Origin of the sequence: Nioella sp. (genome assembly GCF_965215655.1) — a bacterium.
In the GTDB taxonomy this organism is placed as follows: Bacteria; Pseudomonadota; Alphaproteobacteria; order Rhodobacterales; family Rhodobacteraceae; genus Nioella.
In genome coordinates this window covers 1,880,522-1,906,570 of sequence record NZ_OZ244111.1, presented here as the reverse complement: position 1 = coordinate 1,906,570, position 26,049 = coordinate 1,880,522, and the positions used below count along the sequence as shown (strand labels likewise).

Here is a 26,049-nt window from a genome sequence, read left to right as displayed (position 1 = left end):
GGCCTTTCATGGTCTGGAAGTAAGGCTGACCTAAATTCAGACTGCGAGAAAGGTCAAGCCCGACACGTTGGTCGGGCTTGGTGTTGCTAATGAATAATAGGTCAGTAAAACTTACGGGCGTGTCGTGCCGTCGCCCGTGACAAGGTATTTGAACGAGGTCAGCTGTTCCGCCCCGACTGGCCCGCGCGCATGCATCTTGCCGGTGGCAATCCCGATCTCTCCGCCCATGCCGAACTCGCCGCCATCTGCGAACTGGGTCGAGGCATTGCGCATGAGGATCGCGCTGTCGAGCCGTTGGAAGAAGCGGGCGGCTGCGTCGTCATCCTCGGTCAGGATGCTTTCGGTGTGGCTCGACCCGTAGCGCCGGATATGGGCGATGGCCGCGTCGATGTCGTCCACGACCTTCGCCGCGATGATCATGTCGAGGAATTCCTTGCCGTAATCCTCGTCGCTTGCCGCCGTCACGCCTTCGATGGATTGCAGGGTTTCATCGCCGCGCACCTCGACACCGGTGTTCAGAAGCGCGCGCACCACGCCCTGCCCGATCGTGTCCAGAACATCGCGATGGATGAGCAGGCATTCCGCCGCGCCGCAAATGCCGGTGCGCCTTGTCTTGGCGTTCAGCACCACATCGAGCGACTTCACCGGATCGGCGTCCTTGTCGATATAGACGTGACAGATGCCTTCCAGATGGGCGAAGACCGGAACCCGCGCCTCGCGCTGCACAAGCCCCACCAGCCCCTTGCCGCCGCGCGGCACGATCACGTCGACCGTGTCGGTCATGGTCAGCAGTTCCTTAACTGCGGCGCGATCCCGCGTCGGCACCAGTTGCACCGCATCCGCAGGAAGACCCGCCGCGCGCAGCCCGTCCTTGAGGCACTCCGTCAGCAAGCCGGAGCTGTGGAAGCTCTCGGATCCCCCGCGAAGGATCACGGCGTTGCCCGATTTCAGGCACAGCGCACCCGCATCCGCTGTCACATTCGGACGGCTTTCATAGATCACGCCGATGACGCCCAGGGGCGTGCGCACGCGTTGGATATGCAGGCCCGAGGGCATGTCCCATTCCGCGATCACGGCACCTACGGGGTCAGCTTGATCAGCTACGGACCGCAGACCGGTCACGATGCCCTCGATCCGCGCCTCGTCCAGCATCAACCGGTCCAGCATGGCAGCCGAAAGCCCCTTGTCGCGGCCAAACGCCATGTCCTTTTCATTGGCGGAAATAATCTCCGCCCGCCGCGCCCATACGGCATCCGCCGCCGCGTTCAGGGCCTGCGACTTCTGCTCGGCTGGGGCGAAGGCCAGCTCCGCGGCAGCCGCTTTCGCGCGGGCACCCATCTCGGCCATGAGGGCGGGGATGTTGGACTGGTCGGTCATGTCAGCCTCCGTTGAGGGGTTGGTTAGGAATGAGTTTATCAGGAAGTGGCGTTACAGCGCCATGTCATCGCGATGGATGAGCGCTGCTCGGCCCGGATAGCCCAGAATTGGCTCGATCTCATCCGACCGGTGTCCGGCAATGGCGCTGGCCTCCTCGGACGTATAACGGATCAGGCCAAGCCCGAGCCGCGCCCCGTCGGGGCCTTCCAGGGCCACTGGGTCGCCGCGCAGAAACCGGCCCGTTACCGAGGTAACGCCGGCAGGCAGCAGGGATTTGCCACGCCCAAGCGCTGCAACCGCGCCCGCATCTAGCCGGACGGTGCCCTTGGGCTTCATCGCCGCAATCCAGTGCTTGCGCGCGGTTTGCGGATCCTGTGTTGCCGTGAACCAGGTTGCGTTCGCGCCTTTTTCCAACGCGGACAAGGGGTTGAGAACCGATCCTTCGCTAATTGCCATGGCGCAACCGGCAGCGGTGGCGGTGCGCGCGGCCATCAGTTTGGTCTTCATTCCGCCCTTGGATAGCCCCGAACCGGCATCGCCTGCCATCGCCTCGATCTCGGGCGTGATCTGGGCAATCACGTCATAGCGGGTGGCATTGGGGTCATCCTTTGGATTGCCGGAATAGAACCCATCCACATCGGACAGCAACACCAGCTGATCAGCGGCGACCATCGCGGCCACATTGGCGGCCAGACGGTCATTGTCGCCATAGCGGATTTCGTCGGTCGCGATGGTGTCATTCTCGTTCACAATGGGCAGCACGCCAAGGCCGAGCAGCGTGGCCATGGTGTTGCGGGTGTTCAGGTAACGGCGGCGGTCGGCGCTGTCTTCCAGCGTGACGAGGATCTGTGCGGTGGAAACCCCGTGGGGGGCCATCGCTTCCTCATAGGCGCGCGCAAGCCGGATCTGTCCCACAGCGGCGGCGGCCTGCGCCTGTTCCAGTGCTAAGACCCCCTGCCCGAGCCCCAGCACGGACCGGCCAAGCGCGATCGAGCCGGAAGAGACCAGCACCACATCCACGCCCCGTGCCTTGACCTGCGCGACGTCGGCAGCCAGAGAATGCAGCCATTCGGTACGCAGCGCGCCGGTATCCTTGTCCACCAGCAGCGCCGAGCCGATCTTGACCACCAGACGCCGCGCGTCCGACAGGCTTACGGCTCCCATTTCGCGGGTGCCTCCTCCGCACCCTTTTTCTCGCGCAGGCGCTTGGCGTCGATCTTGCCACGCAGGGCGCGCAGCACGTCCGTCACGCCCATCTGGGCGACGCCCGACATGGTCATGACCGGGCCTGCGACAGCCTCCAACGCGGCTTTCTTCTCGGCCAGTTCTTCCTCGTCCAGCGCGTCGATCTTGTTCAGGACCGTGATGCGCGGCTTGTCAGCCAGACCCGCCCCGTATTGTTCGATCTCGTGAATGATGGTCTGGTAGTCTTCGACCACATCCTCAGACGTGCCATCGACCAGATGCAACAGCACCGCGCAGCGTTCCACATGGCCGAGAAAGAGGTCACCCAACCCCCTGCCCTCATGCGCGCCTTCGATAAGGCCGGGAATGTCCGCGACCACAAATTCCACACCGTCCACGCCGACGACACCAAGATTGGGATGCAGCGTGGTAAAGGGATAATCCGCGATCTTGGGCCGCGCGTTGGAGGTCGCGGCGAGGAAGGTGGACTTGCCCGCATTGGGCAGGCCCAACAGGCCCACATCCGCGATCAGCTTCAGCCGCAGCCAGATGGTGCGCTCGATCGCGGGCTGACCGGAATTGGCGCGGCGGGGCGCCTGGTTGGTGGAGCTTTTGAAATGCAGGTTACCAAAACCGCCATTGCCGCCACGGGCCAGAACCACGCGCTGCCCCAGTTCAGTGAGGTCCGCGATGACGGTCTCCTCATCCTCCTCAAGCACCTCGGTGCCGACGGGAACCCGCAGGATGATATCGTCGCCATCCTTGCCGGTGCGCTGATTGCCCATGCCGGGCTGGCCGTTCTTGGCAAAGAAATGCTGCTGGTAGCGGAAGTCGATCAGCGTGTTCAGCCCGTCGACGGTTTCCACCACGACATCGCCGCCGCGACCGCCATCGCCGCCATCAGGGCCACCATATTCAATGAATTTTTCGCGCCGGAAGGACACGCAGCCGTTTCCGCCCGCGCCCGAGCGGATGTAAACCTTGGCTAGATCGAGGAATTTCATGATGTCGGTTCCCCGCGGGGTCGTCCCGCATGGTCAGAGGGATTAGAGGGAACCGGGCCGGGGCTCAAGCCCCGGCACGCGCCCTCAGCTTAGTTTGCGCAAATAGGTCCAGGTTGGCACCTTGGCGCCGCGCGCGACGGAAAACGCCTCGGCATCGCCAAGATAGCTGAACTTGGCATTGGTCAGCACGCGGGCGGAGCCGGGATTGTCCTGGAACACGCTGGCGAAGATCGTGTCGCTCATCAGCGGGTTGGCCCCGACCAATGCTTTCACAGCCTCGGAGGCCAGGCCAGTGTTCCACATTGCCGGCGCGACCCAATAGCTGATTTCCGACTGGTTGCGGTCCATCTGCTGAAGGGAAATCACCCCCATCAGTTCAGACCCGCCCTGTTCGGTGGCGTCCATGGCCCAGACATGTTCGCGCCGGTCCTCGCGCTGCGCCTTGGCGACCAGCGCCTCGGCCGCGCCGGGTGGCAGCGGGTGCGGGATAGAGGTGGTCTGTTCAGCAACCCGGCGATCGGACGCGTACATGTTCAAAAGCCCGGCATCCGAGGTCCGCAAGGGCCGCAGCACGAAGCGCGGGGTATCGACGGCGGTCTGTTGAACGATCGTCTCCTGTTTCATTCTGCTCCTCCTCAGAACAGTGGTCTTTTCGGGGTCGGGCCCGCCACCTGCCCCTTTCACTTGGGGCCTTCGGTCGGGCACCTCAAGGCCATAGCCCCGAAAAGTGAAAGGGGGACCGGCCCTGATGCCGATCCCCCTTTAAGTCTTGCAAAAGGTCCGGCGTTACTCGGCGGCTTCCGCCTCCGGCAGTACGGAAATGAAGGTGCGGCCCTTCAGTCCCTTGTGGAACTTCACGGCGCCGTCGACGGTTGCAAAGATGGTGTGATCCTTGCCCATGCCGACGCCTTCGCCCGGCCACCACTTGGTGCCGCGCTGGCGCGCAATGATGTTGCCCGGAATGACGGCTTCGCCACCGAACTTCTTGATGCCGAGACGGCGACCGGCAGAGTCGCGACCGTTACGGGAGCTACCGCCTGCTTTTTTATGTGCCATGGGTGTCTCTCCTTATTCTGCGAGTTTGGCTTGAGCCTGAGCGACCCAGCCTTCGCGTTCGATGCGGCCCTTGAACGACAGTTTTTCGTCCATGGCTGCGATGTCGTCAGCGTTCCACGCGGCGATCTGTGCGAAGGTGGTCACGCCAGCTTCGTGCAGTTTCTTTTCCAGCGCGGGGCCAACACCGGACAGCTGCTTGAGGTCGTCAGCGCCGGCAGCTTCTGCTGCGGGGGCGGCTTCGGCCTTGGCGGCTTTCTTGGCGGGCTTGGCGGCGGGGGCTGCGTCTGCTGCGGTCGAAACCGAGCCTGCGCCCACGGCGGCTTTCACACCGGTTGCATCTGCGCCGGAGGCGAGAATGTCGGTGATCCGCACGAGGGTCAGTTTCTGACGGTGGCCCTTGGTCCGCTTCGAGCTGTGCTTACGGCGACGCTTGACGAAGTGGATGAGCTTTTCGCCCTTGATCTGGTCGATGACGGTGGCCTGAACGGCAGCACCGGCAACGGTCGGCGCACCCAGAACGGTGGTATCGCCACCGAGCATGAGAACGTCGTTGAATTGGATGGTTTCGCCAGCATCGGCAGCCAGTTTCTCGACGCGCAGAACGTCACCGGACTGAACCTTGTACTGCTTGCCACCGGTCTTGAGGACCGCAAACATAGGCATCTTCCTTTTTCTCCCGCGCCCTGTGGCCCCCTACTCGGGTGTTGGTGCGACCGGTGTCGCGCCTCGGACAGCGTGCCCCGCTTTGGGACATCGGTTGTAAATAGCAAGCGCCGTCCGAGTCGTCATGGGCGGCGAATGAGGCCTGCTGATGCCTGAGGCTGCGGGTGAAGTCAAGCGGCAAAGGCCGTGTTTGCAGCTTATCCTCCGTCCTCCTCCGCCGGCGCATGACCGGCGGCAACCGCCTGACCCAGACGGTACATGCTTTGCGTGTAGGCTTCACGAAATCCGGCCTGAAACGCATCCTCCAACGCCTGTGCCCAAGGCTGTTCGGCCCGCGTCACCCAGTCTTCCACTTCATCGCTTGTAAAGCCGTCTGTCACCAGAAAGAACATCTGCCGATAGGACAGGGTCACATCGTCTTGGATGTCCTCGAAATAGGCTTCCCATTCGGACATATAGGCGTTCAGATCATCTGCAACCGACGCCGGACGATCGGTCTGCTCCAGCGGGGCATCGTTGAGGCCCAGGTAATAGGCCTGCTCTGACGCCCGCAGAAAGGCGAAATGCGTCTCGATCGAACCCCGCAGGTCCAGAACCCTGTCTGCGGCGATGACCCGCGGATCATTGGTCAGCTCTGCCCCGGCGAACGCCCCTTGCAGGTTCTCGACTTCGGCCAGGCGGGTCGAGATCGTCTGGCCAATCTCGGTCAGGCGATGTCCGAACGGTGTTTGCAGTGCAGCAATCGCTGTCTCCATATCCTCGGGCGAAAACGGCACGGTCAGAAAGCCGCGCCGGAAATCGGCGGCGATCTGCGCCGGATCGGTGGCTGCCTCCATGGCGACTGTCCAGGCCGCAGGGATCGCCTCTGGATAGAGACCGTCCCCGGTGCCCTGCCATTCCGACAGCGCGGCCTCTCGAAGATTGGCGAGGTTCGCTTCGAACCCGGCCGCGTCGAACAAAGCATCGACAAGTTCGGCGTCAGGGCCTTGATCCTGAGCGGTCGCAGGCACGGACAGGCACAGCAAAGCGCAGAGTGAAATCCGGGCAAACATACCAACCTCCTTCAGAAATCTGATCCGTCGAGAATGGATCAAATCCTAAAGCAAAGCGGGCCCAGAGACCACCTGTCAGGTCGGCTCGCCCGTCATGAACAGCGCTGCGGCATTCCCCAGACGATAGCTCATCTCGGAAAACACCGCATCATAGCCTGCGAACACTGTCGAGTTGTAAAGCTGTCCGGCGTCGGATTCCGAGAACGCGATATAGGCTTCCAGTTCCTCATCACTCAGATCCGCATAGGCCATCAACTGGAAGGAATAGAGCCACAGGACCGTGTCCTCGCGGATATCGGGTTCCGATTGCCAGACCTGCGACAGGATCATGTCCTCGGGGATCGGGCGTTCATAGGCACCACCATCGGACATGCCGCGCAGGAAGGCGAAATTGGCGTTGAGCGCACCCATCACGTTGAAGTCCACGAACCCGTTCACTTCGGTGAACCGCTCCAGCAGCTCAAGCCGCGGATTGGCCTCGGCAAGGTGCTGGAAATAGACCTCGTTCGCGGCGTCTTCCACGGCCTGATCGGTGATGGCTTCCCACGCGGTCAGTTCGCCCTCGACAATCCGTTCACCAAGATCGGAGGAGAAAAAGGCCGTGATTTCTGCCGCGCGATCCTGGGCGAGACGGTCTTCGGGAAAACCCTCGTAGAAATAGGCGCGCAAGGTGTCAGGGGCATAAAGCCTGTCGACAACGCTGCCCCATGCCGCGCCACCGCGCCCGGGAAACAGGTCATCCTCCAGCCCGCGCCCGTCGCGCACCCCTGCCTGCACCATGATATTGATGCTCTGTTCCATGCCGATTGCGTCCAGCATGGCCAGCGTGTCCTCTCGCAACGGAGGTGCGGACTGGGCCAGGGCCGGGCCCGCGCCGATGACAAGAGACACAGAGAGGCAAATCGCACGCAGCATGAACGGTCCTTTCGCTGGAAACCCGTGTTGGTCCTGTAGAGGACAATGGGGGGCACCGCGCGGGATTTCCAGCCATGCCCCGGACAAATCCGCTTGATCGGCGGGAAACCGTCACTTCCCCCCTTGCACGCCCGAAAAGGACCGTCTAAATCCCCGCCTCACGACCCCTGATAAAGCGCGGAGAGGTGCCGGAGTGGTCGAACGGGGCGGTCTCGAAAACCGTTGTGGGCGCAAGTCCACCCAGGGTTCGAATCCCTGTCTCTCCGCCACTTTGCTGTAGATGGCTATCCAAAAATACCACGATAAATCATTTACTTAGGTGGCAATTGAAGCCGCATTGCCCGTGGCGCTCTCTTGAAATTCCGCGAATCTGCTACACATCTTGCTACACGATTAGCGGATGTGGAGGGGTGCAATGCAGCTGATGATGCGGGGGAAGACCTGGCACTTGCGGCGGCGCGTGCCGGCCCGGTTCGCTTCGGTCGAGCCGCGCCGTGAGGTCTGGGTGTCGCTCAAGACCGACTCGCGCCAGCAGGCGGCGAAGAAGGCCCCTGCGGTCTGGGATAGCCTTGTCGCGGGCTGGGAGGCGCAGCTGGCGGGCCGGTCCGAGGATGGGGCCGCCCGGCTCGAGGTGGCAAAGGCCATCGCCGCGAGCCATGGGCTGACCTACAAACCCGCCCGCGACCTCGAGGATCTGCCGCTGGAAGAGCTGCTCGCGCGGGTGGAGGTGCTGCAGCGCCGCGACGGCACGCTGAACGCGGCTGCGGCCCCTGCCGTGCTGGGGACGGTGGAGGTACCCTCGATGACCGTCTCCGAGGCGCTGGCTGAGTACTGGGCGCTGACGCCCGATCGGGTCCGGGGCAAGAGCGCCGATCAGAAGCGCCGCTGGGAGAACCCGAGGAAAAAGGCGGTCCGGAACTTCATCGACGTGGTCGGCGACCGCCCCGTCGCCGCGTTCACACGGGCCGATTTTCTGGACTTCCGGTCTTGGTGGCTGGAGCGCATCGCGGAGGAGAACCTGACGCCCAACTCGGCGAACAAGGACCTGATTCACCTGGCGGATGTCCTGCGGACCGTGGACGAGCTGAAGGGGCTTGGTCTCGATCTGCCCCTGCACAAGCTGACCCTGAAGGAAGGCGACAAGGCGGAGCGGATCCCCTTCTCGGATGACTGGATTCGGGAGAAACTGCTGGCCACGGGTTCGCTCTCGGGCCTGAACGACGAGGCCCGCGCGATCCTGGTCGGGATGATCAACACCGGCTACCGTCCATCCGAGGCGGCGGGACTGACGGCCGGCCGGATCCGGCTTGATCATGAGGTGCCCCACCTGGTGATCGCCTCTGATGAGACCCGCCAGATCAAGAACAAGACCTCGCAGCGCGAGATCCCGCTGACCGGGGTCAGCCTCGAAGTGTTCCGTGCGTTTCCCTCTGGCTTTCCCCATTACCGCGAAAAACCCGCGAACCTGTCGGCGACGGTGAACAAGTACCTGCGCGAAAACGGGCTGATGGAGAGCGAGAGCCACGTCATGTACAGCCTGCGTCATAGTTTCGAGGACCGGATGCTGCGGGGCCGGATCGATGAGCGGATCCGCCGCGAGCTGATGGGGCACTCCCTCGGTCGCCAGAAATACGGCCAGGGCGGTGGCCTTTTCTTCAAGGCCGGGGAGCTGGCCCGGATCGCGATCGAGGGGGCGTTTCCCTGAGGACGGCCCGCGCGCGGTCGAGGGCGGCGCGGCGGGCGTCGAGCTTGTCGCGTTCGGCCTCGAGTCGGATGAAAATCGGCAGATAGGCCTCGTCCTGCTCGAGCAGCTCGGCCACCACGCGCAGGGCGTTCTTGATGCGCTCCTCGAGGGATCTCTGCCCGTGCGGCTGGCGGCCGCCGGGTCGGTCCGGTTGGGCGGTGGCGGTGGTCCTGAAACGGTGGTCGGCCCGGCGCGTCGCATTGGTTCCGGGCGGCATGTCATCCTGCGGCGCTGGCTTTACGCCATCCCGTCCTTTGACATGCCTCTCCCGGTCGCGTGCCATGGGCCGCGGTCTCCCCTGCGGTGCCGGGAGCTCCGGCACCGTTCTCCGATGTGATCAACCTGCTGCGGGGTGTCCCCGCGTCTCTGAGGGTGATGTAGACTCGGAATTTCGGTTTGGGGGAATTCGACCGTGCCGGATGCCATCGCGGGTCGGGATTATGTGGATAACCTCGGCCGGTGCCGTGCTTCCTTGGCCTGAACGGCGTCTGGCAGCCGCATCCGATCGGGGTGGGCGCTTACCATCTCGCAGGATGCTGAGCGGTTCCAAAGCAGGGATTTCTCGATCCGGGTCAGTCAGTCCTGATCTGGCCTACCGCGCGTTGGCGCGGACGGGGTGCCTGCGGCGCCGTGTTTGGTTTTTTTGCTGGTTGGGGGTGTTGGCGTATTGAGTTGTGAGGATGCTGGATCCTTCATATGGATCAAGAGCGCGCGCCCGGGGCGCGCGAGAGGGCGACCCGCGCCATCGCGCGGGCCGGGTGCCTGCGGCGCTAGTATCTGGTTGTTGTGGTCTGGGTCGATGGATGGTTGCGAGCGACCGAGAGGCTTCCGCGGTCCTCGCCTCGCCGCCCGCCTGCATGGGGTCGCACAGGCGGGCGGGTCCGGACCGGATCACGCGGCGCGATCAAGGGGCCAGTAGGGCGCGGACCAATCCGCGTCCCGGTTGTCCGCTGGTTCATCTTCCCGCCCGGGTCGTGCCGGCTCCTTCGGGAACTCCTTTGTCCCCTCGCCTTGCGTCGGCTGTGCCGCCTCCGGCCTCACCTGGGTCATGAGCTCCTCGAGCGCAGCCCCCTGCAGCAGACCCCGGTCGCGGAGCGCGGTGGCGATGGCTTCGAGAACCGGCCTCTGGACCTGCAAGATCTGCAGCGCCCGCTCCTCGGCGTGGCGGAGGTGGTCCTCGACGCGGGCCGCAAGCGGCGGGTCGAGGCGCAGGCGGGCGACGATGGTCTCGGGGTCACCCAGCCAACTGAGGCGATCGCCGAGACCCCAAGCGGCCTCGAGCGCGACGGCCATGGTCGTTGCGCGGGCGAGGTCGGAATCCGAGGCACCCCCGGCGCCGGCCGATGCCTCTCCGAAGACGATGCGTTCCGCTGCGCGGCCGGCCATGTCGAGAGCGAGCGCGGCGTCGAGCTCGCAGCGCCTTTGATGGACGACGCGCCGTTCCGCATGGGTGACGCCGCCATCACCCTGAAGCGCCAGCACGCGGGGCGTCGCGACGCCGGTGGCGGCACCGACCAACGCGTGACCGGCCTCGTGCACGGCCACCTGCCAGCGGACGGCCTCCGGCATGCGGGGCCTGATCTCCGCGAGGGCGGCGGAGAGATCCTCCACGCTGAGCGGACGCCGGGCGCGCCGGGCCTTTGCCCGGGCCGCGCGGACCAGGCCGGCGACATCGGCGCCGCTCATGCCCACGGCCTGCGCCGCGACGGCCGTCAAGTCCGCATCGCGCAGGTCGGGCCAGGCCTGCCAGCGCAGCGCTTGCGGCATCAGCTCGACCGTCGGGTGGCGCAGATGGAGGATGCGGTCAAAGCGGCCGGGGCGGCGCAAGGCGGGGTCTACCCTTTCGACGTGGTTGGTCGCAGCCATGGCCACGACCCCCTCCTGAGCCGCATAACCGTCGAGGCACTCCAGCAAACTTCCGACGACATATTCCGTCCAGCTGGCATTATGGTCGCGGCGGTTCCTGTCCCCGAACACGTCGATCTCGTCGATGAAGATGATGCACGGCCCCTCGCTGGCGGCCTGCGCAAAATCCGCCTTCATCGCCCTGAGCAGATCGGACGAGCGCTCCCCACGCGCCTGCCACGTGGCGAGCGAGGCCGCGATCATGCCGATGCCCGCCTCGCGCGCGACCTGCCTGGCCGTTTCGGTCTTGCCGGTGCCCGGAGGGCCGGCGAGAAGGAGGCCGCGGCTGACGTCGCGCCAGGGGATCTCGCCGGCCTTCCAAGCCCGCAGATCCTCGACGAGCTGCTCCAGCGGTACGCGGACATCCTCGGGCAGCGGGAAGGCGGCCAGCCCCGGCCCGGCCTCCGCAGCCTCTTCGGGGGCGAGCGCGGCGGCCAGCGTTGCGGCGGCGCGGTCGGGGTCGGGCCAGCGGAGCGCGAGGAGCAGATCACCGGGGGTGAGCCGCGCGACCGGTGCATCGGCGGGCAGCGCGGTGAGCGCGGTGCCGGGGCCGTCCGCTTCCGGATAGGCATCGACGAGGATCTGCGCCAGCATCTCGCGGTCGAGGGGCGCGAGCGCGATCACCTCCGGGTTGAGGGGCTTGAGCGCCTTCGGAGCGGTGCCGACCGCCGGGGCAACGAAGACCGCCGGGCGACGCGTGTCGAGCGCCAGCCGCAGCGAGCCAGACAGGGCAGCGACAGCCGGTTCAGACGCGCCCGGCTTGGTGGACCCGGCTTTCTCGGCAGTGAGGACCACGGGGATCGCCGCGCCGCGCGGCCAGAGCGTGTGGGGCTGTGCCAGATGCTCGATCAGCCGGATGACGTGTTCGTCGAGCGCTGGGTCAGCGGTGGTGATCAGGGTCACCGCGCCCGGCGCGCCAAGGGCGCGGACCATCGCCTCGGCGGAGCCGAAGGTCTTGGCGACGCGGACCACGGCCAGTGCGGCCTCCGGACGAAGGCGGTAGATCTTGCGCGGTGCCGTGGCCTTCTCGGTGACCGGGGGCAGCACGTCGGCGATCTCGGTCATGGCCCTATCGGCTTCGGCCTCGATCTGGTCGAGCAGATCGTTGAGGTCCCAGGTGTCGCTGTGGGAACTCGAAAGGGCGGTGTCGGCCAGAGTGGTATCGCGCCCGGCGTCCGCTTCGGCCTTCTCTTCGCCGCCGGTCTCGGCGGGTGTCGCGGCCGGTGCGTCTGCGTCGCCTTCGCCGGCAGGCTCGGACGCCGTGTAGGCGATGACGGCCCAACTGGCGGCCCGGGAGATGAGGCAGTGCCGAAGCTTGGCGGCGAGGATGGCCCAGTCCGGGCTATCGGTGACGGGCGTGGCGGCAGGCGGGGTCGAGATGGAGGTCGAGGGCTGCGTCATGGGAGAGCTCCGAAAAAAGGGGTGGCCAGTCGGCCCGCCGCCGAGGGGCGGGCCGAGGATGGATCTGCGGGTGGGAAAGCGACCGGTCGGTCAGGCGGCCAAGTCGAGCCAGTCCGGCCCGTCTGCGCGGCCAGGGATCGCGTGGGAGCGGCCGAGGCGCATGAGGGCCGCGTCCAGCGTGGCGCGCGGGTTGCGCCGAAGTTCAGAGAACTCGCTCGCGTAGATCGTGTGGCGCGTCTGCCAGTCGGCGGTAAAGCGCACAGCCATTTCGGGCAGTGCGACCATCGCCAGAATATCGAAATCCTCCGCTGAATACGGACCGCGCCCAGTCGCGCCCCTCTCCGATCTCTGCCGTAAATTGTAGACGTAGTCGCCGGCAGGTGTCCGCGTGTGGCGCGTCTTGACCTGGATGCGCAGGGGCGTGTCACCGGGAAGAAACAGGACCCTGTCGTGACGCTCATACTCGAGCGCGGGATAGTCCCGTTCCCCGAGGCGCATCAGGATCGAGGCAACGACAAGCTCTGCCGAATGGCCGAGAATCTTTGCATAGCGGCAAAGGTCCTCGGTGGACATGTCAGGATAGGCCGCCAGCGCCTCACGGGCGTCGCGTGTCTCGGCGGGACGGGTCGGCAAAGTGATGCCAGGCAGGAAGGGTTGTTGGGGCATGCGCGCCTCCATCGTTCGGGAATAGGGAAAGGGGGCCTCGGGCCCCCTTGCGAGGTCCGGTGCGGCTCAGGCCGCGAGCCCGGGTGCGTCGTCCGTGCCGTCATCGTCCGGCCCGGCTCCCCTTCCTCCGTAGTCCGCCATCGACATGAGCCGCGCGACGGCGCGGAAATAATGGCGCTGCAACGCGCGCACCCGGCGCGCCGCAGGTGCATCCCCCCGCACGAGCAGCAGGTCGATGCTTCCGGCCATTACCGCATGCATATGCTGGCGGTCGCCGTCATCCTCCACCGAGAGGAGCGCATGAAGCCCCTTCGCCAGAAGGCGCAGGGGCCTGTCGAGGTCGCGCCGCTCCGGCAGCGCGGTGACCCCTGCGAGCCGGACGAGAAGATCCTCGCGGGCCGCCTCTGCCGCGGCCAGGTCCGAAGCGAACTGCGGGGCGAACACGTTGTCGTCCACAACGTCGCGCTGGATCCGCCGCTCCGCCGCCACACAGACATCGAGATCGCGCAGAAGAGCGCTGAACGCGGCGCTCACCTCGGTATGGGCGACCGGGACCGGATGATCCTCCCCGTTCGCCGCCGGGCCTGCTCCCATCAGAAGCTGCGGGCCCGCCGTCGGCGGGCTGTCCTGCGGACCCTCCGGCTGGTCGATGTAGGACCCCAGCGCGTCCAGCGCCGCATCGAGGACTTCATTGCAGATACGGCGGCCCGGCACGGTGGTCGGCAGCTGCCAAACCCAGCGCGCCACCTGAAGACTGGCGCAGATGCGGGCCACCTCGATCGGGTCATCGGACCGGACGACGGTCGCGACCAGCATCGCGACCCGCTGGAGACCGGCGGTCTGCAGCGTTACGAGAGGCTGGGCGCACAGCGCCTCGCAGTGCTTGAGGACGCGAGCGCGGGCCTCATCGACGGCGGCCTGATAGGCAGAGAGAGCCGGGTCGAAGCCGGTCTCATCGTCCAGATCGCGCTCGGCGGCGGTCAGATCGACCAGTGCACGGGTCATCGCGCGAGCGCGGATGAACTGGGTGATGGTGGTGAAGGGGGAAGCGGAATTGAATCCGCCACTAAAGGGCGTTACGTAGTTCTTAGCCATCGTAGGGTCTCCTGAGGACTCTTAGGTGGTCAGGGCGGGGTAGAGGTTGCAGCCTCTGCTTCGCCCGCTCATCGGGCGCCCGGTGACCATGTGATAAAGTTGGGGTCAAGTGTTCCAGATGTTAAGTGTTTTGTGTAAATAAATATTATCACCGTGTATTTGCGTACATACTTGTATATAAACAATATTATGTCGGACAGTAAATTATACAGACCGACGGACAGTGTGACTCGGTAATCTGGGAGGCCTCTCGGAGTGGCGCGAGAGAGGCCCCGCGCAACTCGCTCGGCGCGACTGGCACGGGGCTCGGTCTAGGCCTGCATTTGAAAAGTCATATCCATTGGATGGGCGGACGCAGTTGTTATATATGTGAAAATTGTCGGATCGCTTGAGTCCTGCCTGTCCACTTGGGCGAGCGTGGCGGTCGACGCCAGCCAAGGAGACGCGAATGTCGGACAAGACCACGGAACGTGAGGCACCCGCCGCGGATAAGATCGGGCCTGAAGATGCGCCGCAGCCGCAGGCTGATCCGCTGCTGGAGCAGGTCCGCGCCCGCCTGCCGGAAGACTATGAGCTGATCGGCCCCATGATCCACCAGAACCGGTCGGCCGGGCGCACGAAGCCCCTTTGTGGCCCAATCCTCGTCCGCTCGCAGGCCCGCGGGGCGGATGGAACTGGCTGGAGCCTGGACGTGGCATTCCGCACCTTCGATGGGGACTGGCAAAGCGCAGTGCTGCCGATGCGGGATCTGCTGAAAGCGCCGGCGCGGGTGGTGGCGGGGCTTGTCGATCGGGGGTTCGATCTCCGGGGCAAGCCCGGCGAGGTGTGCGATCTGGTGCGGTCGATGGAGGTCGACCGCGTCGGCCTCGCGGTCGGGGTGACGGGGTGGGTTGGAGCGGGCTTCGAGCGGTTCATCCTCCCCTCGGGCGAGGTCCTGACCGGGTCAGAAAACTCCAATGCGGCGGGCGTCCTCTTCACAGGTGCCCCCCGGGTCACGGCACTACCAAAGACCGAGGCTGACCGCGCCGCGTCAGCTGAAAAGTGGCTCGAGGGGGTGATCGGGCGGAAGCCAGATAATGCCGTTATGCTGGGTCTCTGCGCCGCGATCGCGCCGGTGCTGATGCCGATCAGGGCGGAGCAGTCGTGGTCCTTCCTGCTGCATCTGCACGGCAGCGACGGGGCCGGCAGGCTGAGCCGTGCGGTCGCCGCGAGTGTATGGGCACAGCCGAGCGAGCTGCATCTGACCTGGTCGGAACCGCAGTCGCGCCTTCTTGCGGCGATCCGCGAGGCCCGGGACGGTCTGGTGCTGATCTCCGGCTACGAGCCACGTCATCACCGCAAGATCCCGGCAATCGCCGAGGCGCTGACCGGGATTGACGCCGCAGGTCGCGGCCGGGTCGTCGTGCTGTCGACGGGCATGGTCCCGCTGCTTGGCGGGGACGGCAAGGCGCTGCCGGGGCAGGACCTGCGAAACATCATCGATATCGACTGCCGATCCTGGGAGGTGGAAGACCCCGAGCTGGTCCTGGCGGTCGCAGCGCAGCATGCGGGCAGCTTCGGTCCGGAGTTCTTGCGGGCGAGCATTGACTGGGGCTTGGCGATACAGTCGCATGTAACCTACCTGGGCGAGAGGACAGACGAGATCAAAAAGACCATCACGGGATCGGATGATCTCTCCCTCGACGCTGAAACCGACCGCGTGGCCCTGGCCTGTGGCGACATGTATGGAGCGGTGCATCTGGCAGTCTTGTGCATGTCGAGCGAAAAGGCCGGGGCGACGAAGCCGCTTCGGGAAAGGCTCAAGACCTTCTGTGCCCAGCTTCTCGAAAGCTGGATCGCCAGGCACCGCGGCGTGCTGTCGGCGCAGGATCGCGCCCTGCTCAGCCGGGCCGCCACTGCGGTTCGGGATCTCCTACGAGACGAGGCGCTAGTGTTGCTGGAAGAACCGGACGGGACCGTTCCGATCAGCGAGACCGGGTGGTTCGACGACAGCTTCGTCTACCTCACCGCGCCCACGATGGCTGGCATCGCGCAAGCAGCAGAGGCTGACCTCGGGCGCCTCTTCGATCTCTTGCAGGTCCAGGATCTGCTCAAGCCCGGCGGTGAGAGGGGGTATCAGTACAAGCTGCCCAGCCGCGTCCCCGGCAGGCCACGCGCTTACCGCATCTCCCGGGATATTTTGAGGTTCGCAGCTGCCGGCTAGGGGCGAGCGCGTCAGGATGGTCGGGGCGAACGTGATGGGCGGATTCCAGTCATTCGCTGCACTATGGGTCAATGTCCGGAATGCAGGTTCATGACTTGTCGGCATTCATTCTAATGACTGAACTTGACTCAGTTCATCTGATGCAAAGCTCAATTTTAGCCAGTTGAATCGCGACTCGTAGTCATACCCTGAAGAAACTCTTTGAAATTAGAACCCCCTGCGGTGGTTTTTTCTTGGTGTGTCGGGTACTCACCCACTTGCACTGCTTCGCGAAACCTCGACAGTGCCTCTAGTCTTTGGGCCGCAACAAGTTTGTTAAGGGAATGGAGGTCTCCAAATGCGCGTGCATGACGGGGGCGATCCGGGGTCTCACCGCAAATGTCCGTCTGGAAGAGGTAAATGATATCAGCGCCATCTCCGGACCCAAGTGAGCTGGTGACCAGGGACGTGCGCTTCGAGATCTCGGCCATGACATCGGCGCAGATGACCTCCGCCTCGACCGCGAAAGCACCAGCATCTTCCATTCGCCGGAAGGCGGCCCAAAGCTCCAGGGCCTCTTCCGCCGTTTTACCGATCGCGCGCAGACCCCCTTTCCAAGTCGATTTTCGGGGGACAAGACCAAGATGGCACATGACCGGGATATCCTCCCTCGCCAGCATTTCGACGATATGCGGCCCGCGCGCGGTATAGATGGAATCCGCGCCGTCCTTCATTGCCGCGAATGCAGCGCGCAGAACATCCGTTTCTGTCGGATAATCTGGAAGGCCAAGCGCGGCAGTAAAGAACATATCCGGCGCGCCTTCGCGCACGGCCTTTGTGTTCTGGGCATTGCCCATGATCAGATCAATACCGGCATCCCGCGCCGCTGCGGCCTCTTCGACGGAATTTGCGGTGGTCTGGGTCAGCTTGCGCTGGCCTTTAAGAGCCTTGAGGTCGGCAGCGGTATAGTTGCGCAGCACAGAGCGGGCATCCCAGTCGTAGATCCGTTTCATCCGGTCTCTCCGATGTCGATCAGAACGTCGCCGTTTTCCAGCTTCGCGGGATAGGTGGTAAGGTTCACGCAGACCGGGGTGCGCAGCGCTTCGCCCGTTCGATAGTCGAACTGGCCGTTATGCTTGGGGCATTCGATGACGTAGTCCATCACCAATCCGTCCTCCAGATGCACCTGCTCATGGGTGCAGAGCCCGTCCGTGCAGAAATATTCACTATCGGGGCTGCGGTAGACGGCGAAAGTGCGACCGTCATGGTCAAAGCGGATGAGATCTTCTTCCTCGATCTCATCCGCCGCGCATGCGCGGATCCAGTTGGGCATGGGGCGTCTCCTTATTCTGCCGCGATCAGCGGACGCTGATAGGCGGGGGTCGGACCGGCCCCGGCAGGAAGGGGACGGCGGACATAGTGGTTGAAGTCGGTCTGTTGGCGGATCACGGCCGGTACGATTTCGCGATATGCCGCTAGAAGAGAGGGGTAAGCCCGAGGACAATCGTCGCGGATATCCTCATGAAGCGCGGGCAGATTGTAGAAGGGCACCATTGGGTACATGTGGTGTTCCACATGGTAGTTCATGTTGGAATAGATGAAGCGGAAGACCGGGTTCAGCAGGATGGTGCGGGAATTCAGCCGGTGATCTGGCACATCCTCGGCAAGGCCTGCGTGCTGTGTGGTGGCCATGACGTGATGCAGCCATGATCCGTAGAAGGTCGGCCCCCCGATCAGGACCAGCGGTAGCCATGAGCCGAGCAGATTGGCGGCGATCCCGGCGAGGATCAGAATACCGAGATGGGCCCGGGCAGCGCGAAATGCCTTGGGTCGCTCACTCTGAGGCAGGAAATCCTTCTGGTCCGCTGTCAACAGGCCCGCACTTAGCCGCAAAGACTTCCACATCTCCTTGCCGGTCGCCACCACATGCAGCAGGTTCAGCGCCCAGTTCAGCAGGCTAGGTGGGCGGGGAAAGGCGATTTCCGGATCGCGCCCGACGATCACCGTATCGGTGTGGTGGCGCGCATGGCTCCACCGCCAGAGCACAGGGTTCTTAAGCGACATGAAGGAGGCCAGCTGATAAATTGCGTCGTTCATCCAGCGGGTGCGCATCGGCGTGCCATGTCCGTATTCGTGCCAGCGGCTTTCGGCACACGAAGCGTAAAGCACACCGTAGACAAGCGCCACGGGCCATGCCCAGACAGACCCCCAGACCCAGATCAGCAACGCGCCGAAGGTGATGGTCAATCCGGCCCAGAGGCCGAAATCGATCAGCCCCGCGCGGTCTGAACGTTTCATCAGCTCTTTCATTCGCTTGCGTGGAACCGGTGAAGCATACCATTCGGCATGGGCAAATCCGGGTCCGGACTCAGCACCGGTCAGGCGATAGTCTCGGGCGAAGGCAGGGGCGGTCATATCTGGCCTCATTGCAGGGGTTGATGCACCAAGCAGGCATCAGCTTGCCGCATCGGTCAATCGCAAGCATGATAGTTTCTATCATTCCCATCACGGGGCTGATCCCGACTGATGATAGGAGTCTCTGATGGTCAGACACCGGCGAACCACGCTCGAAGACGTCGCCCGTGCAGCAGGTGTGGGCGTGGCCACGGTTGACCGGGTGCTGAATGCGCGGGCGCGGGTCGCACCGGAAACGGCGGCCCAGGTCATGGCAGCGGCAGAGGCGACGGGCTATCATGGCAAGGCGATCCTGAAGCGGCGCATCGCGGAACTGGCGCCTGCCTGTCGCTTCGGCTTCCTGCTGCAGAAGGAAGGGAAATGGGTTTATCAGCGGCTCGCCGAGCAACTTCGAAACGCCACGCTGGCGCGAAAGGATGTCCGGGCCGATCCACTGTTTTCCTTCGTTGGCAGCCTTTCGGCGGATCGGCTGGCAGAGGAGATCACCCGTCTTGGGTCAGAGGTGGATGCGCTTGCCATTGTGTCGGTCGAACATCCAGCAGTCAACGCGGCAGTTGACGAATGCGCATCCCGTGGTGTCGCTGTCTATGCACTGCTAAGCCCGATCAGCGCCAAGGGCCTTGCGGGGTATATCGGAATGGATGGTCTTCAGGCAGGGCGCACGGCCGGGTGGGCGATGTCCCGGCTGGCGCGTCCCGGAGGCGACATCGGTGTCCTTGTCGGCTCACAACGCTATCTGGGGCAGTTGGCGAACGAACGGGGCTTCCGCGATGCAATGAGCCGCTACGCCCCGGATCGCGTTCTCAGGGAGTCACTCATCTACCTTGATGATGAGGCTGTTGCCCTCGAGGCTGCTCAGGAGCTGCTGGCCCGGTCTGGCGATCTTGCCGGGATCTATCATTCGGGCGGTGGTGTTGGTGGTGTCGCGCAAGCGCTGGAAGCCTCGGGACGCGCGGGCGAGATCACTTATATCTGCCATTCACGAAGCCCTGAAAGCGAAGCTGCGCTGCGCAGCGGTGTCGCCGATATTGTGATCAGCGGATCGTTCTCGCAGATGGCACAGAACGTGACTGCCTGCATGGCGCAATCTGTCAGCGTCGGGCGGCCGGTCCCGCCACCGAAGCCCGAGCGTTTTGAATTGCTGACAACGGAGAACCTCTAGCCGAACGTCGCGCCGACGATGTTTTCGCGTGTGATCACCCCGGTCAGCAGCGCGCGCGGTTTGAACGAGCGGCGTTCCAGATGGGCGCAAAGCGCTTCCACTGCCTCCTCTGCCACCAATCGCATATTGACATGCAGAACGATGTCGATGGTGCCGTCCATAAGAAAACCCTGGGTGCGTGGCGTCAGGTTGTGACAGATGAAAACGATTTCCTTTTCGCGCCCAGCCTCCCCAAGCGCCCGCGCGATCCCGAGATTACCGCCACCGACACTGTAGATACCGACGACATCATCTCGGTCCGAAAGAATTCGGCTGATTGCCTGATAATTACCTTCGCCATCGTCATGGGCGTTGCAGGTCAGCACCTCTCGCACATGCGGGAAATCCTGTCGTAGCGCGACGCGGAACCCCATTTCGCGGTCTTCGTGGCTGCGGTAGAGCTGGCCGGATGTGACGACAACGACGGCCCCTGGCCGACGGGTGAGACGCCCCATCAGGTAGCCGCCGGTCCGCCCCGCTGCCCGGTTATTCAAGCCGATGAAGCCGGCAAGCGCGGGGTGTTCTATGGGCGACAGGATCGCCAACGCAGGGATGTTCAGACGATCCAGCTCATGCACTGCGTCGTGAACCCTTGGGTCGTCGAGCGCTTGAAAGGCCACCGCATCCACACCCTGCCCGGAAGTAGCCAGTAGTTTTCGCGCGAGAATGCCCGGCTCCATTTTCTTGGTGAACACGCATTCAATGGTAGCATTTCCTCGCCCGCCGAATTCCTGAAAGCACATCCCCAGGAACTCGGTCGAAGGCCCGGCATCTTCGGGCAGAAACACGCGCAACCGCCATGGGCGGGGCCGTTCAGCAGGGGTTGCACCGGCCTCGATAGCCTCTTTTGCCTGCAAGACCCTCTGCCGGGTGGCCGCCCCCACATGGGCGCGTCCGTGAAGCACCCGGTCAACAGTCGCCGTACCCACACCGGCTAGCTTTGCGATCTGGGCCACTGTGGCCCTTTGCTTGATCATCTGATTCGGATCTTTTTTGTTTTCGTCCATCAACTTCGATCAATAGTACATGGCAATCTCCATTCAAAACATCAAACAACATCAATTTCATCGGATTGATGTTATTGTTCTTGCCCGAATGGAACCGCCAGTGAAATACCGGTGCCGCAACCTGCCTCTGATCTTGGGGCAAGGATGACCTAGGGAGGATAATATGACGATCACTAAGTGTCTTCTGGCCGGTGCGGCCACGTTGGCCTTGCTGAGCACAGCCGCAGCAGCTCAGGACTTCACGTTCCGCTACGGAAATGCACAGCCTGAAAGCTCGATCCGCTCGCAATCCATGATCTATTTCGAAGAGCAGCTGGAAGAGCGTTCCGGCGGCCGAATCGAGGTGGAAAACTTCTTCGGCGCGACGCTCGGCAATGAGCGCGAAATGATGGACCAGGTAACCTCTGGCCTGCTGCAGGGCACGCGGGGCGGCTTCTTCGCGGATGCCTCTGGCGCCTTCAACATCTATCAGCTGCCCTTCCTCGTATCGGGCTGGGACGAGATGCAGTGCCTAGTAGCGTCCGACTTTACCGACGGTGTTCAGGCACGGGCCGAGGCTAACGGCTATCACATTCCGGCCACCGGCATCAGCCAGGGCTTCCGTGCTTACACGACCAATGCACACCCGATTACCCAGGTTTCCGATCTCGCGGGCCTTCAGATCCGTGAACCGCAATCCGACCTGATGATCGCGACCGGTACTGCGCTTGGCTCGGTTCCCGTGGCGATGCCTTTTTCCGAGGCTTATCAGGCCTTTCAGCAGGGGGTGATCGACGGCCAGCACAACCCGCCGCAGAATATCTGGGACTTCAATATTCACGAGGTTCAGGACTACCTGTCGCTGACCAACCACATGACAGGCCCCGATCCGTTGATCGTCAATCTGGCCTGGTATGAGAGCCTTCCCGAAGACCTCCAGCAGATCTTCGACGAGGTTGCGGTCGAGGCGATGGCCATGTCTGATCAGCTGTATCGCGAAGCGGAAACGGCGGTCATCGAAGATCTGGCCGAGCACATGGAGATCAACACGCTGACCCCAGAGGCACTTGCCGAGTTCCAGGATCGCGTGCAGCCTGTCTACCAGCAGATGATCGAGGCGGGTCACTTCACCGCCGAAGATGTCGCAGCAGCCCGCGCAGCAGCGCAGTCCTGCGGCTGAGGGTTCCTCTCCCTCTGGTTGCGCGGGGTCCGTTTGGGCCTCGCGCAGTCGTCTCTAGCGAAAGGCACCTCGAATGAAACAGCTCGCCGCACTTGAGGCCGGGTTGGCCCGCCTGATCGAGAACGTGATGATCGTTCTCTTCACGGTGTTTCTCGTGATCGTCGTGACGAAGGTGCTGATGCGCCCTTTCGATGCGGCGATCTATGGCGTGGATGAACTGGTCAAGATCGCCTTTCTGACCACCAGCGCCCTTGGCGGTGCCGTGGCCATCAGCCGGCGGGAACACATCGCCATCACGGTGTTCATCGAGGCGCTGCCACGGGGGGTGACGCTGGCCTTCTATATCCTCGGGCTTGCACTGGTTGCCGTCATGAACGGGGCGCTCGTCTACCTGTCTTTCGACTGGATCGCCGGGCCGGGTCGAAATATCTGGCAGCCCTTCGGCATGCCGCAGGCCTATGTGTTCGTGGTTGTCCCGATCTCCTGCGGGCTCGGGGTGCTGTTCAGCCTGGTCAAGATCGTGCTTGCCCTCGGGGGCGAGATCGAAACGGACCGTCTGTGGATGCCGGAGGATTGAGATGCTGATCCTGTTCGGTGCGCTTTTCCTTCTGCTCGTCATCGGGGTTCCGATTGCCTATGCGCTCGGGCTGGCGAGCCTGGCCTATTTCATGATCGAAGCGCCTTTCGGAACCGGCTTCGTGATCCAGCGCTTCTTTGCCGGGATCAACAATTACCCGCTGGTGTCGCTGCCTTTCTTCATTCTGATGGGGCTGGTGATGAATTCCGGCGGCATCACGCAGCGTCTTCTGGACCTGTCCACCTTCTTCGTGGGGCGGATGAAGGGTGGTCTTGGCCTTGTGAACGTGTTGGGCTCGATGATCTTCGGCGGCATTTCCGGGTCATCTGCCTCCGACACGGCCTCGATCGGATCTGTCCTGATCCCGGAAATGGAGCGTCGCGGCTATCCGCGCAGCTTCGCGGCGGGGATCACGGTGGCCTCGTCCACCATGGGGATGATCATCCCGCCTTCGGTACCGATGATCATCTACGCCATCGCCGCCGAGGAATCGATCGGTCGGTTGTTTCTGGGCGGGATCATCCCCGGCATCATGGTGGGTCTGCTGCAACTGGTGATCGTCTGGCGTATCGCAAAGGCACGCGACTACCCGACCGAGGCCGTGCCCTTCACACTGAAAGAAGCCCTGCGCCAGGCGCGCCGATCCGCTGCCGTGGTGATCATGCCGGTGCTGATTGTGGGGTCGGTTGTCTTCGGCTTTGTCACGCCCACGGAAACGGCGGGCACGGCGGCGGTCTACGGGTTGATCATCGGGTTCTTCCTTGTCGGGTTCACCGTCATCAAGGATCTGCCCGGCGCGATGCGCAACGCGATCATCATGTCGGCCAAGATCATGATGATCATCGCCTTCAGCCAGGTCTTCATCACGGTGCTGGCGCTGGAACGCGTGCCCGATCAACTGGCCGATTTCGTCGAGGGGCTGGGACTGGATGCGACCACTTTCCTGCTGGTCTCCGCAGTGCTGATCCTGCTGGCGGGCACCTTCATAGATGTCAGCCCCGCCATTCTGCTGCTGACGCCGGTGCTGTTGCCCGTTGCCCAGAACCTTGGCGTGTCCGGGGTGCATTTCGGTGTGGTCCTTGTCTCGGGCCTCGCCGTAGGGGCCTGCACGCCGCCGGTGGGAAACTGTCTTAATGTCTGCGCCGCGATCTGCCGGTTGCCGATTGGCCAGATCTTCCTGGGGGCAGCACCGTTCCTGATGGCCAATGTGGTGGTTCTGGGTCTGCTCTGTGTCTTCCCCGAACTGGTCTTGTGGATACCGGATGCTGTCATGGGACCGTAGTCGCGACAGGAATTTGGCACTGGGGTGTCTGCTGGACGTGCCTCGCACCGTCGCAAGACGGACGCTGAAACCCCCGATCTGATGGACCGCGCCCGTGCGCGCAGAAAAGGAAAGATGCATGAAACGCATATGTGTGATCGGATTGGGTGACATGGGCTCGGGCCTGGCGAAAAACCTGATCAAGGCGGGGTTCGATGTTGCCGGGTTCGACCTGAGCCCCGACCGCCTAGCCGCTTTCGAGGCAATGGGCGGCAGGCCCGCTGCCAGCGTGGCGCAGGCCGGTGACGGGGCCGAGGCCGCCTTCGTGATGGTGATGAATGGCGATCAGGCCAAGGCCGTGATCCTTGGGGCTGACGGGCTGGCCGCGCATATGGCCCCCGGCGGCTCGGTTCTGCTGACCGCCACCATCCGGCCGCGCGAAGCTGTCGAGATCGGCAACGCCATGGACGGCACCGGCATCCACCTGATCGACACGCCCGTATCCGGTGGCTTCCCCGGCGCGCAAGGGGGGACGCTGACCATGATGGCCTCGGCGCCTGATGCCATCATCGCACAGGCCCGCCCGGCGATGGAGGCGGTCTCGGCCACCATCCACCATATCGGGACCGAGCCGGGCATGGGCCAGACCGTGAAAGCCTGCCTTCAAACGCTGATCGGTTCGATCTTCTCGGCCACGTTCGAAGCCTCGGTTCTGGCCGCCAAGGCGGGGGTGAAGGGTGAGCACCTGTTCAAGGTCTTCTCGACCTCGGGTGCGGGCTGCGGATGCACCAACACGGCGCTGGAAAACATCATCGACCGAAAGTTTGCCAATACCGGTTCGGGCATCGGCACAATGCACAAGGACCTGACCATCTCGATGGATCTTGCCGAAGAACTGGAAGTGCCGATGCAGATGGCCTCGACCGCGATGCAGATCTTCCATGCCGGAAAGTCGAAATACCCCGACGGGGACAACTGGGCCTGCACGCGGGTGATCGAAGAGATCGTCGGCGCGGAACTGCACCGCTGAAAAGGAGAAAGCCGATGAAACTGGGTGTCATATGTGACGGGATCAGCCGCGACCTGTCCCATGCTGTCGATGTCATGGACGAGTTCGGGCTGACCTATGCCGAACTGCAATTCGTGGGCGATACCGAGGTGGGCGACCATTCCGCCGCCGAGATTGCCGAGATTGACCGGCTGTTGCGCGACCGTGGCAAGCCGGTCAGCTGCCTGTCGCGTCACATCTTTGCGGGCATGACCAAGGACAACCGGCCGGGGGACGAGGTGCACTCACGTCACATGGATGCGCTCAAACGCGTCATCGACATGGCGCATGTGGTCGGAAGCCCGCTGGTCAGGATCATGACGCCAAAGAAAGAACAAATCCTGTGGGGGTTGAACGGTGCCGAGAAATGGAACGTGGCGCATGGGGCATGGGACGCGATGCTGCCACTGATTGCACCTGCCTGCGACGTCGCACGCGATGCCGGGGTGACCTTGGTTGTAGAAACCGGCAACGGCACGATGGTGAATTCCAACTACACCGGGCGCAAGCTGATCGACGACCTAAACGCGAAGGACGTGCTCAAGGTGCTCTGGGATCCAGCGAATAACTGCTGGTGCCACGAAGCGGCCTGGCCGGATGGCTACGACGCCGTGAAGGACGGCTATCTGGGGCATGTCCACATCAAGGATGTACAGGTCGACACACCGCGCGCCACACTGGAAGTGCGCCGGATGGGCGAAGGCCAACTGGCCGACCAGTTCCAGCCGGTGGCGGATGCTCTGCGCACCGACGCCTATGACGGCGTGATTTCGTTCGAAAGCGTTTACCATCCTGGCAACGGCAGTTTCGAAGATGGTTTTCGACTATGCGTAGACCGGTTCAAGACACAGTTCGGGTAATCCTGGTCTCGCGCGTTCCCGGGGATCCCATTCCTTTCCGAGTCGATTGGGCGGGCAAAGAAGGATTCCGTATCGACGCTAGGTCCGGGGATCCCGTTCGCATGTCCGAACGGTCTCTTCTTCAAGCGATGATTGCTTGGAAGTCTTGCCCAAAGCACCAAGAGTTCGCCTAGGAATTCTTTTAAGCCGCATACTCATCCAACTGAGGGCACCCTTGACATATTTGATCGTCCGAGCATAGCAGAATTCGGTGTCACGAGCCTTAAGCAGACTTCA

At 63.5% G+C, this 26,049-nt stretch carries 24 protein-coding genes and 1 tRNA gene; 9 read left to right on the top strand and 16 right to left on the bottom strand.

Annotated elements, in window-relative coordinates:
* Positions 1 to 111: 111 nt before the first annotated feature.
* The 8 genes from ACOOEX_RS09610 to ACOOEX_RS09575 all read right to left on the bottom strand — a co-directional run bounded on the left by ACOOEX_RS09610 (position 112) and on the right by ACOOEX_RS09575 (position 7,252).
* On the bottom strand, positions 112 to 1,377 hold the full coding sequence (locus ACOOEX_RS09610; RefSeq protein ID WP_420398183.1) for a glutamate-5-semialdehyde dehydrogenase: 1,266 nt from the start codon (positions 1,375 to 1,377) through the stop codon (positions 112 to 114).
* Between the two features lie 51 nt (positions 1,378 to 1,428).
* Positions 1,429 to 2,541: a glutamate 5-kinase gene (proB, locus tag ACOOEX_RS09605; RefSeq protein WP_420398182.1), complete on the bottom strand. Its 1,113-nt coding sequence runs from the start codon at positions 2,539 to 2,541 to the stop codon at positions 1,429 to 1,431.
* The gene (gene obgE / locus ACOOEX_RS09600) at positions 2,529 to 3,566 is read right to left on the bottom strand and encodes a GTPase ObgE (RefSeq protein ID WP_420398181.1); all 1,038 of its coding nucleotides are present in this window, start codon (positions 3,564 to 3,566) and stop codon (positions 2,529 to 2,531) included. The genes proB and obgE overlap by 13 nt, the downstream gene beginning before the upstream one ends.
* Before the next feature lie 84 nt (positions 3,567 to 3,650).
* A complete protein-coding gene (locus tag ACOOEX_RS09595) occupies positions 3,651 to 4,190 on the bottom strand; it encodes a GNAT family N-acetyltransferase (RefSeq protein WP_420398180.1) in 540 nt (179 codons plus the stop codon).
* Between the two features lie 162 nt (positions 4,191 to 4,352).
* A complete protein-coding gene (rpmA, locus tag ACOOEX_RS09590) occupies positions 4,353 to 4,622 on the bottom strand; it encodes a 50S ribosomal protein L27 (RefSeq protein WP_071689869.1) in 270 nt (89 codons plus the stop codon).
* A gap of 12 nt (positions 4,623 to 4,634) precedes the next feature.
* Positions 4,635 to 5,279, bottom strand: a complete 645-nt coding sequence (locus ACOOEX_RS09585; RefSeq protein ID WP_420398179.1) for a 50S ribosomal protein L21 — start codon at positions 5,277 to 5,279, stop codon at positions 4,635 to 4,637.
* A gap of 203 nt (positions 5,280 to 5,482) precedes the next feature.
* Positions 5,483 to 6,337 (bottom strand): hypothetical protein, encoded by an 855-nt coding sequence (locus ACOOEX_RS09580; protein ID WP_420398178.1) that lies wholly within the window; start codon positions 6,335 to 6,337, stop codon positions 5,483 to 5,485.
* A gap of 75 nt (positions 6,338 to 6,412) precedes the next feature.
* The gene (locus ACOOEX_RS09575; protein ID WP_420398177.1) at positions 6,413 to 7,252 is read right to left on the bottom strand and encodes a hypothetical protein; all 840 of its coding nucleotides are present in this window, start codon (positions 7,250 to 7,252) and stop codon (positions 6,413 to 6,415) included.
* Between the two features lie 179 nt (positions 7,253 to 7,431).
* On the opposite strand from ACOOEX_RS09575, the gene ACOOEX_RS09570 reads away from it, so the two are divergent.
* Together ACOOEX_RS09570 and ACOOEX_RS09565 are read left to right on the top strand one after the other, a co-directional pair.
* Positions 7,432 to 7,521: transfer RNA gene (locus ACOOEX_RS09570), tRNA-Ser, on the top strand.
* Positions 7,522 to 7,667: 146 nt separating this feature from the next.
* Positions 7,668 to 8,957: a DUF6538 domain-containing protein gene (locus tag ACOOEX_RS09565; RefSeq protein ID WP_420398176.1), complete on the top strand. Its 1,290-nt coding sequence runs from the start codon at positions 7,668 to 7,670 to the stop codon at positions 8,955 to 8,957.
* On the opposite strand, the gene ACOOEX_RS09560 is transcribed toward ACOOEX_RS09565, so the two are convergent.
* The 4 genes from ACOOEX_RS09560 to ACOOEX_RS09545 all read right to left on the bottom strand — a co-directional run bounded on the left by ACOOEX_RS09560 (position 8,908) and on the right by ACOOEX_RS09545 (position 14,063).
* Positions 8,908 to 9,279 carry a hypothetical protein gene (locus ACOOEX_RS09560; RefSeq protein ID WP_420398175.1) on the bottom strand — a complete coding sequence of 124 codons (372 nt, stop codon included), beginning with the start codon at positions 9,277 to 9,279 and terminating at the stop codon, positions 8,908 to 8,910. The genes ACOOEX_RS09565 and ACOOEX_RS09560 overlap by 50 nt on opposite strands.
* A gap of 608 nt (positions 9,280 to 9,887) precedes the next feature.
* Positions 9,888 to 12,302, bottom strand: coding sequence for an AAA family ATPase (locus ACOOEX_RS09555; protein ID WP_420398174.1), 2,415 nt, complete (start codon positions 12,300 to 12,302; stop codon positions 9,888 to 9,890).
* Positions 12,303 to 12,392: 90 nt separating this feature from the next.
* Positions 12,393 to 12,968: a hypothetical protein gene (locus ACOOEX_RS09550; RefSeq protein ID WP_420398173.1), complete on the bottom strand. Its 576-nt coding sequence runs from the start codon at positions 12,966 to 12,968 to the stop codon at positions 12,393 to 12,395.
* Positions 12,969 to 13,034: 66 nt separating this feature from the next.
* Positions 13,035 to 14,063, bottom strand: coding sequence for a hypothetical protein (locus ACOOEX_RS09545; RefSeq protein ID WP_420398172.1), 1,029 nt, complete (start codon positions 14,061 to 14,063; stop codon positions 13,035 to 13,037).
* 448 nt (positions 14,064 to 14,511) lie between these two features.
* On the opposite strand from ACOOEX_RS09545, the gene ACOOEX_RS09540 reads away from it, so the two are divergent.
* Positions 14,512 to 16,266, top strand: a complete 1,755-nt coding sequence (locus ACOOEX_RS09540; RefSeq protein ID WP_420398171.1) for a DUF927 domain-containing protein — start codon at positions 14,512 to 14,514, stop codon at positions 16,264 to 16,266.
* A gap of 155 nt (positions 16,267 to 16,421) precedes the next feature.
* Here ACOOEX_RS09540 and ACOOEX_RS09535 read toward each other — a convergent pair whose 3' ends face one another.
* The 3 genes from ACOOEX_RS09535 to ACOOEX_RS09525 are packed head-to-tail and all read right to left on the bottom strand — an operon-like array spanning position 16,422 to position 18,543.
* On the bottom strand, positions 16,422 to 17,258 hold the full coding sequence (locus tag ACOOEX_RS09535) for a 3-methyl-2-oxobutanoate hydroxymethyltransferase (RefSeq protein WP_420398170.1): 837 nt from the start codon (positions 17,256 to 17,258) through the stop codon (positions 16,422 to 16,424).
* On the bottom strand, positions 17,255 to 17,578 hold the full coding sequence (locus tag ACOOEX_RS09530) for a MocE family 2Fe-2S type ferredoxin (protein WP_416936969.1): 324 nt from the start codon (positions 17,576 to 17,578) through the stop codon (positions 17,255 to 17,257). The genes ACOOEX_RS09535 and ACOOEX_RS09530 overlap by 4 nt, the downstream gene beginning before the upstream one ends.
* A gap of 11 nt (positions 17,579 to 17,589) precedes the next feature.
* Positions 17,590 to 18,543, bottom strand: a complete 954-nt coding sequence (locus ACOOEX_RS09525; RefSeq protein WP_420398169.1) for a fatty acid desaturase — start codon at positions 18,541 to 18,543, stop codon at positions 17,590 to 17,592.
* Between the two features lie 244 nt (positions 18,544 to 18,787).
* Between ACOOEX_RS09525 and ACOOEX_RS09520 the strand changes: the two genes are divergently transcribed.
* Positions 18,788 to 19,822, top strand: a complete 1,035-nt coding sequence (locus tag ACOOEX_RS09520) for a LacI family DNA-binding transcriptional regulator (protein ID WP_420398168.1) — start codon at positions 18,788 to 18,790, stop codon at positions 19,820 to 19,822.
* On the opposite strand, the gene ACOOEX_RS09515 is transcribed toward ACOOEX_RS09520, so the two are convergent.
* Complete coding sequence (locus tag ACOOEX_RS09515; RefSeq protein WP_416936963.1) at positions 19,819 to 20,838, bottom strand: LacI family DNA-binding transcriptional regulator; 1,020 nt, start codon at positions 20,836 to 20,838, stop codon at positions 19,819 to 19,821. The genes ACOOEX_RS09520 and ACOOEX_RS09515 overlap by 4 nt on opposite strands.
* 193 nt (positions 20,839 to 21,031) lie before the next feature.
* Here ACOOEX_RS09515 and ACOOEX_RS09510 point away from each other — a divergent pair, with 193 nt between their 5' ends.
* The 5 genes from ACOOEX_RS09510 to ACOOEX_RS09490 all read left to right on the top strand — a co-directional run bounded on the left by ACOOEX_RS09510 (position 21,032) and on the right by ACOOEX_RS09490 (position 25,773).
* Complete coding sequence (locus ACOOEX_RS09510; protein WP_416936961.1) at positions 21,032 to 22,027, top strand: TRAP transporter substrate-binding protein; 996 nt, start codon at positions 21,032 to 21,034, stop codon at positions 22,025 to 22,027.
* Positions 22,028 to 22,100: 73 nt separating this feature from the next.
* The gene (locus tag ACOOEX_RS09505; protein ID WP_416936959.1) at positions 22,101 to 22,604 is read left to right on the top strand and encodes a TRAP transporter small permease; all 504 of its coding nucleotides are present in this window, start codon (positions 22,101 to 22,103) and stop codon (positions 22,602 to 22,604) included.
* 1 nt (position 22,605) lies between these two features.
* Positions 22,606 to 23,886, top strand: coding sequence for a TRAP transporter large permease (locus ACOOEX_RS09500; RefSeq protein ID WP_420398167.1), 1,281 nt, complete (start codon positions 22,606 to 22,608; stop codon positions 23,884 to 23,886).
* Between the two features lie 118 nt (positions 23,887 to 24,004).
* Positions 24,005 to 24,895, top strand: coding sequence for an NAD(P)-dependent oxidoreductase (locus tag ACOOEX_RS09495; protein ID WP_416936955.1), 891 nt, complete (start codon positions 24,005 to 24,007; stop codon positions 24,893 to 24,895).
* Between the two features lie 14 nt (positions 24,896 to 24,909).
* Positions 24,910 to 25,773, top strand: a complete 864-nt coding sequence (locus tag ACOOEX_RS09490; RefSeq protein ID WP_416936953.1) for a sugar phosphate isomerase/epimerase family protein — start codon at positions 24,910 to 24,912, stop codon at positions 25,771 to 25,773.
* The last annotated feature ends 276 nt before the right edge of the window (positions 25,774 to 26,049 follow it).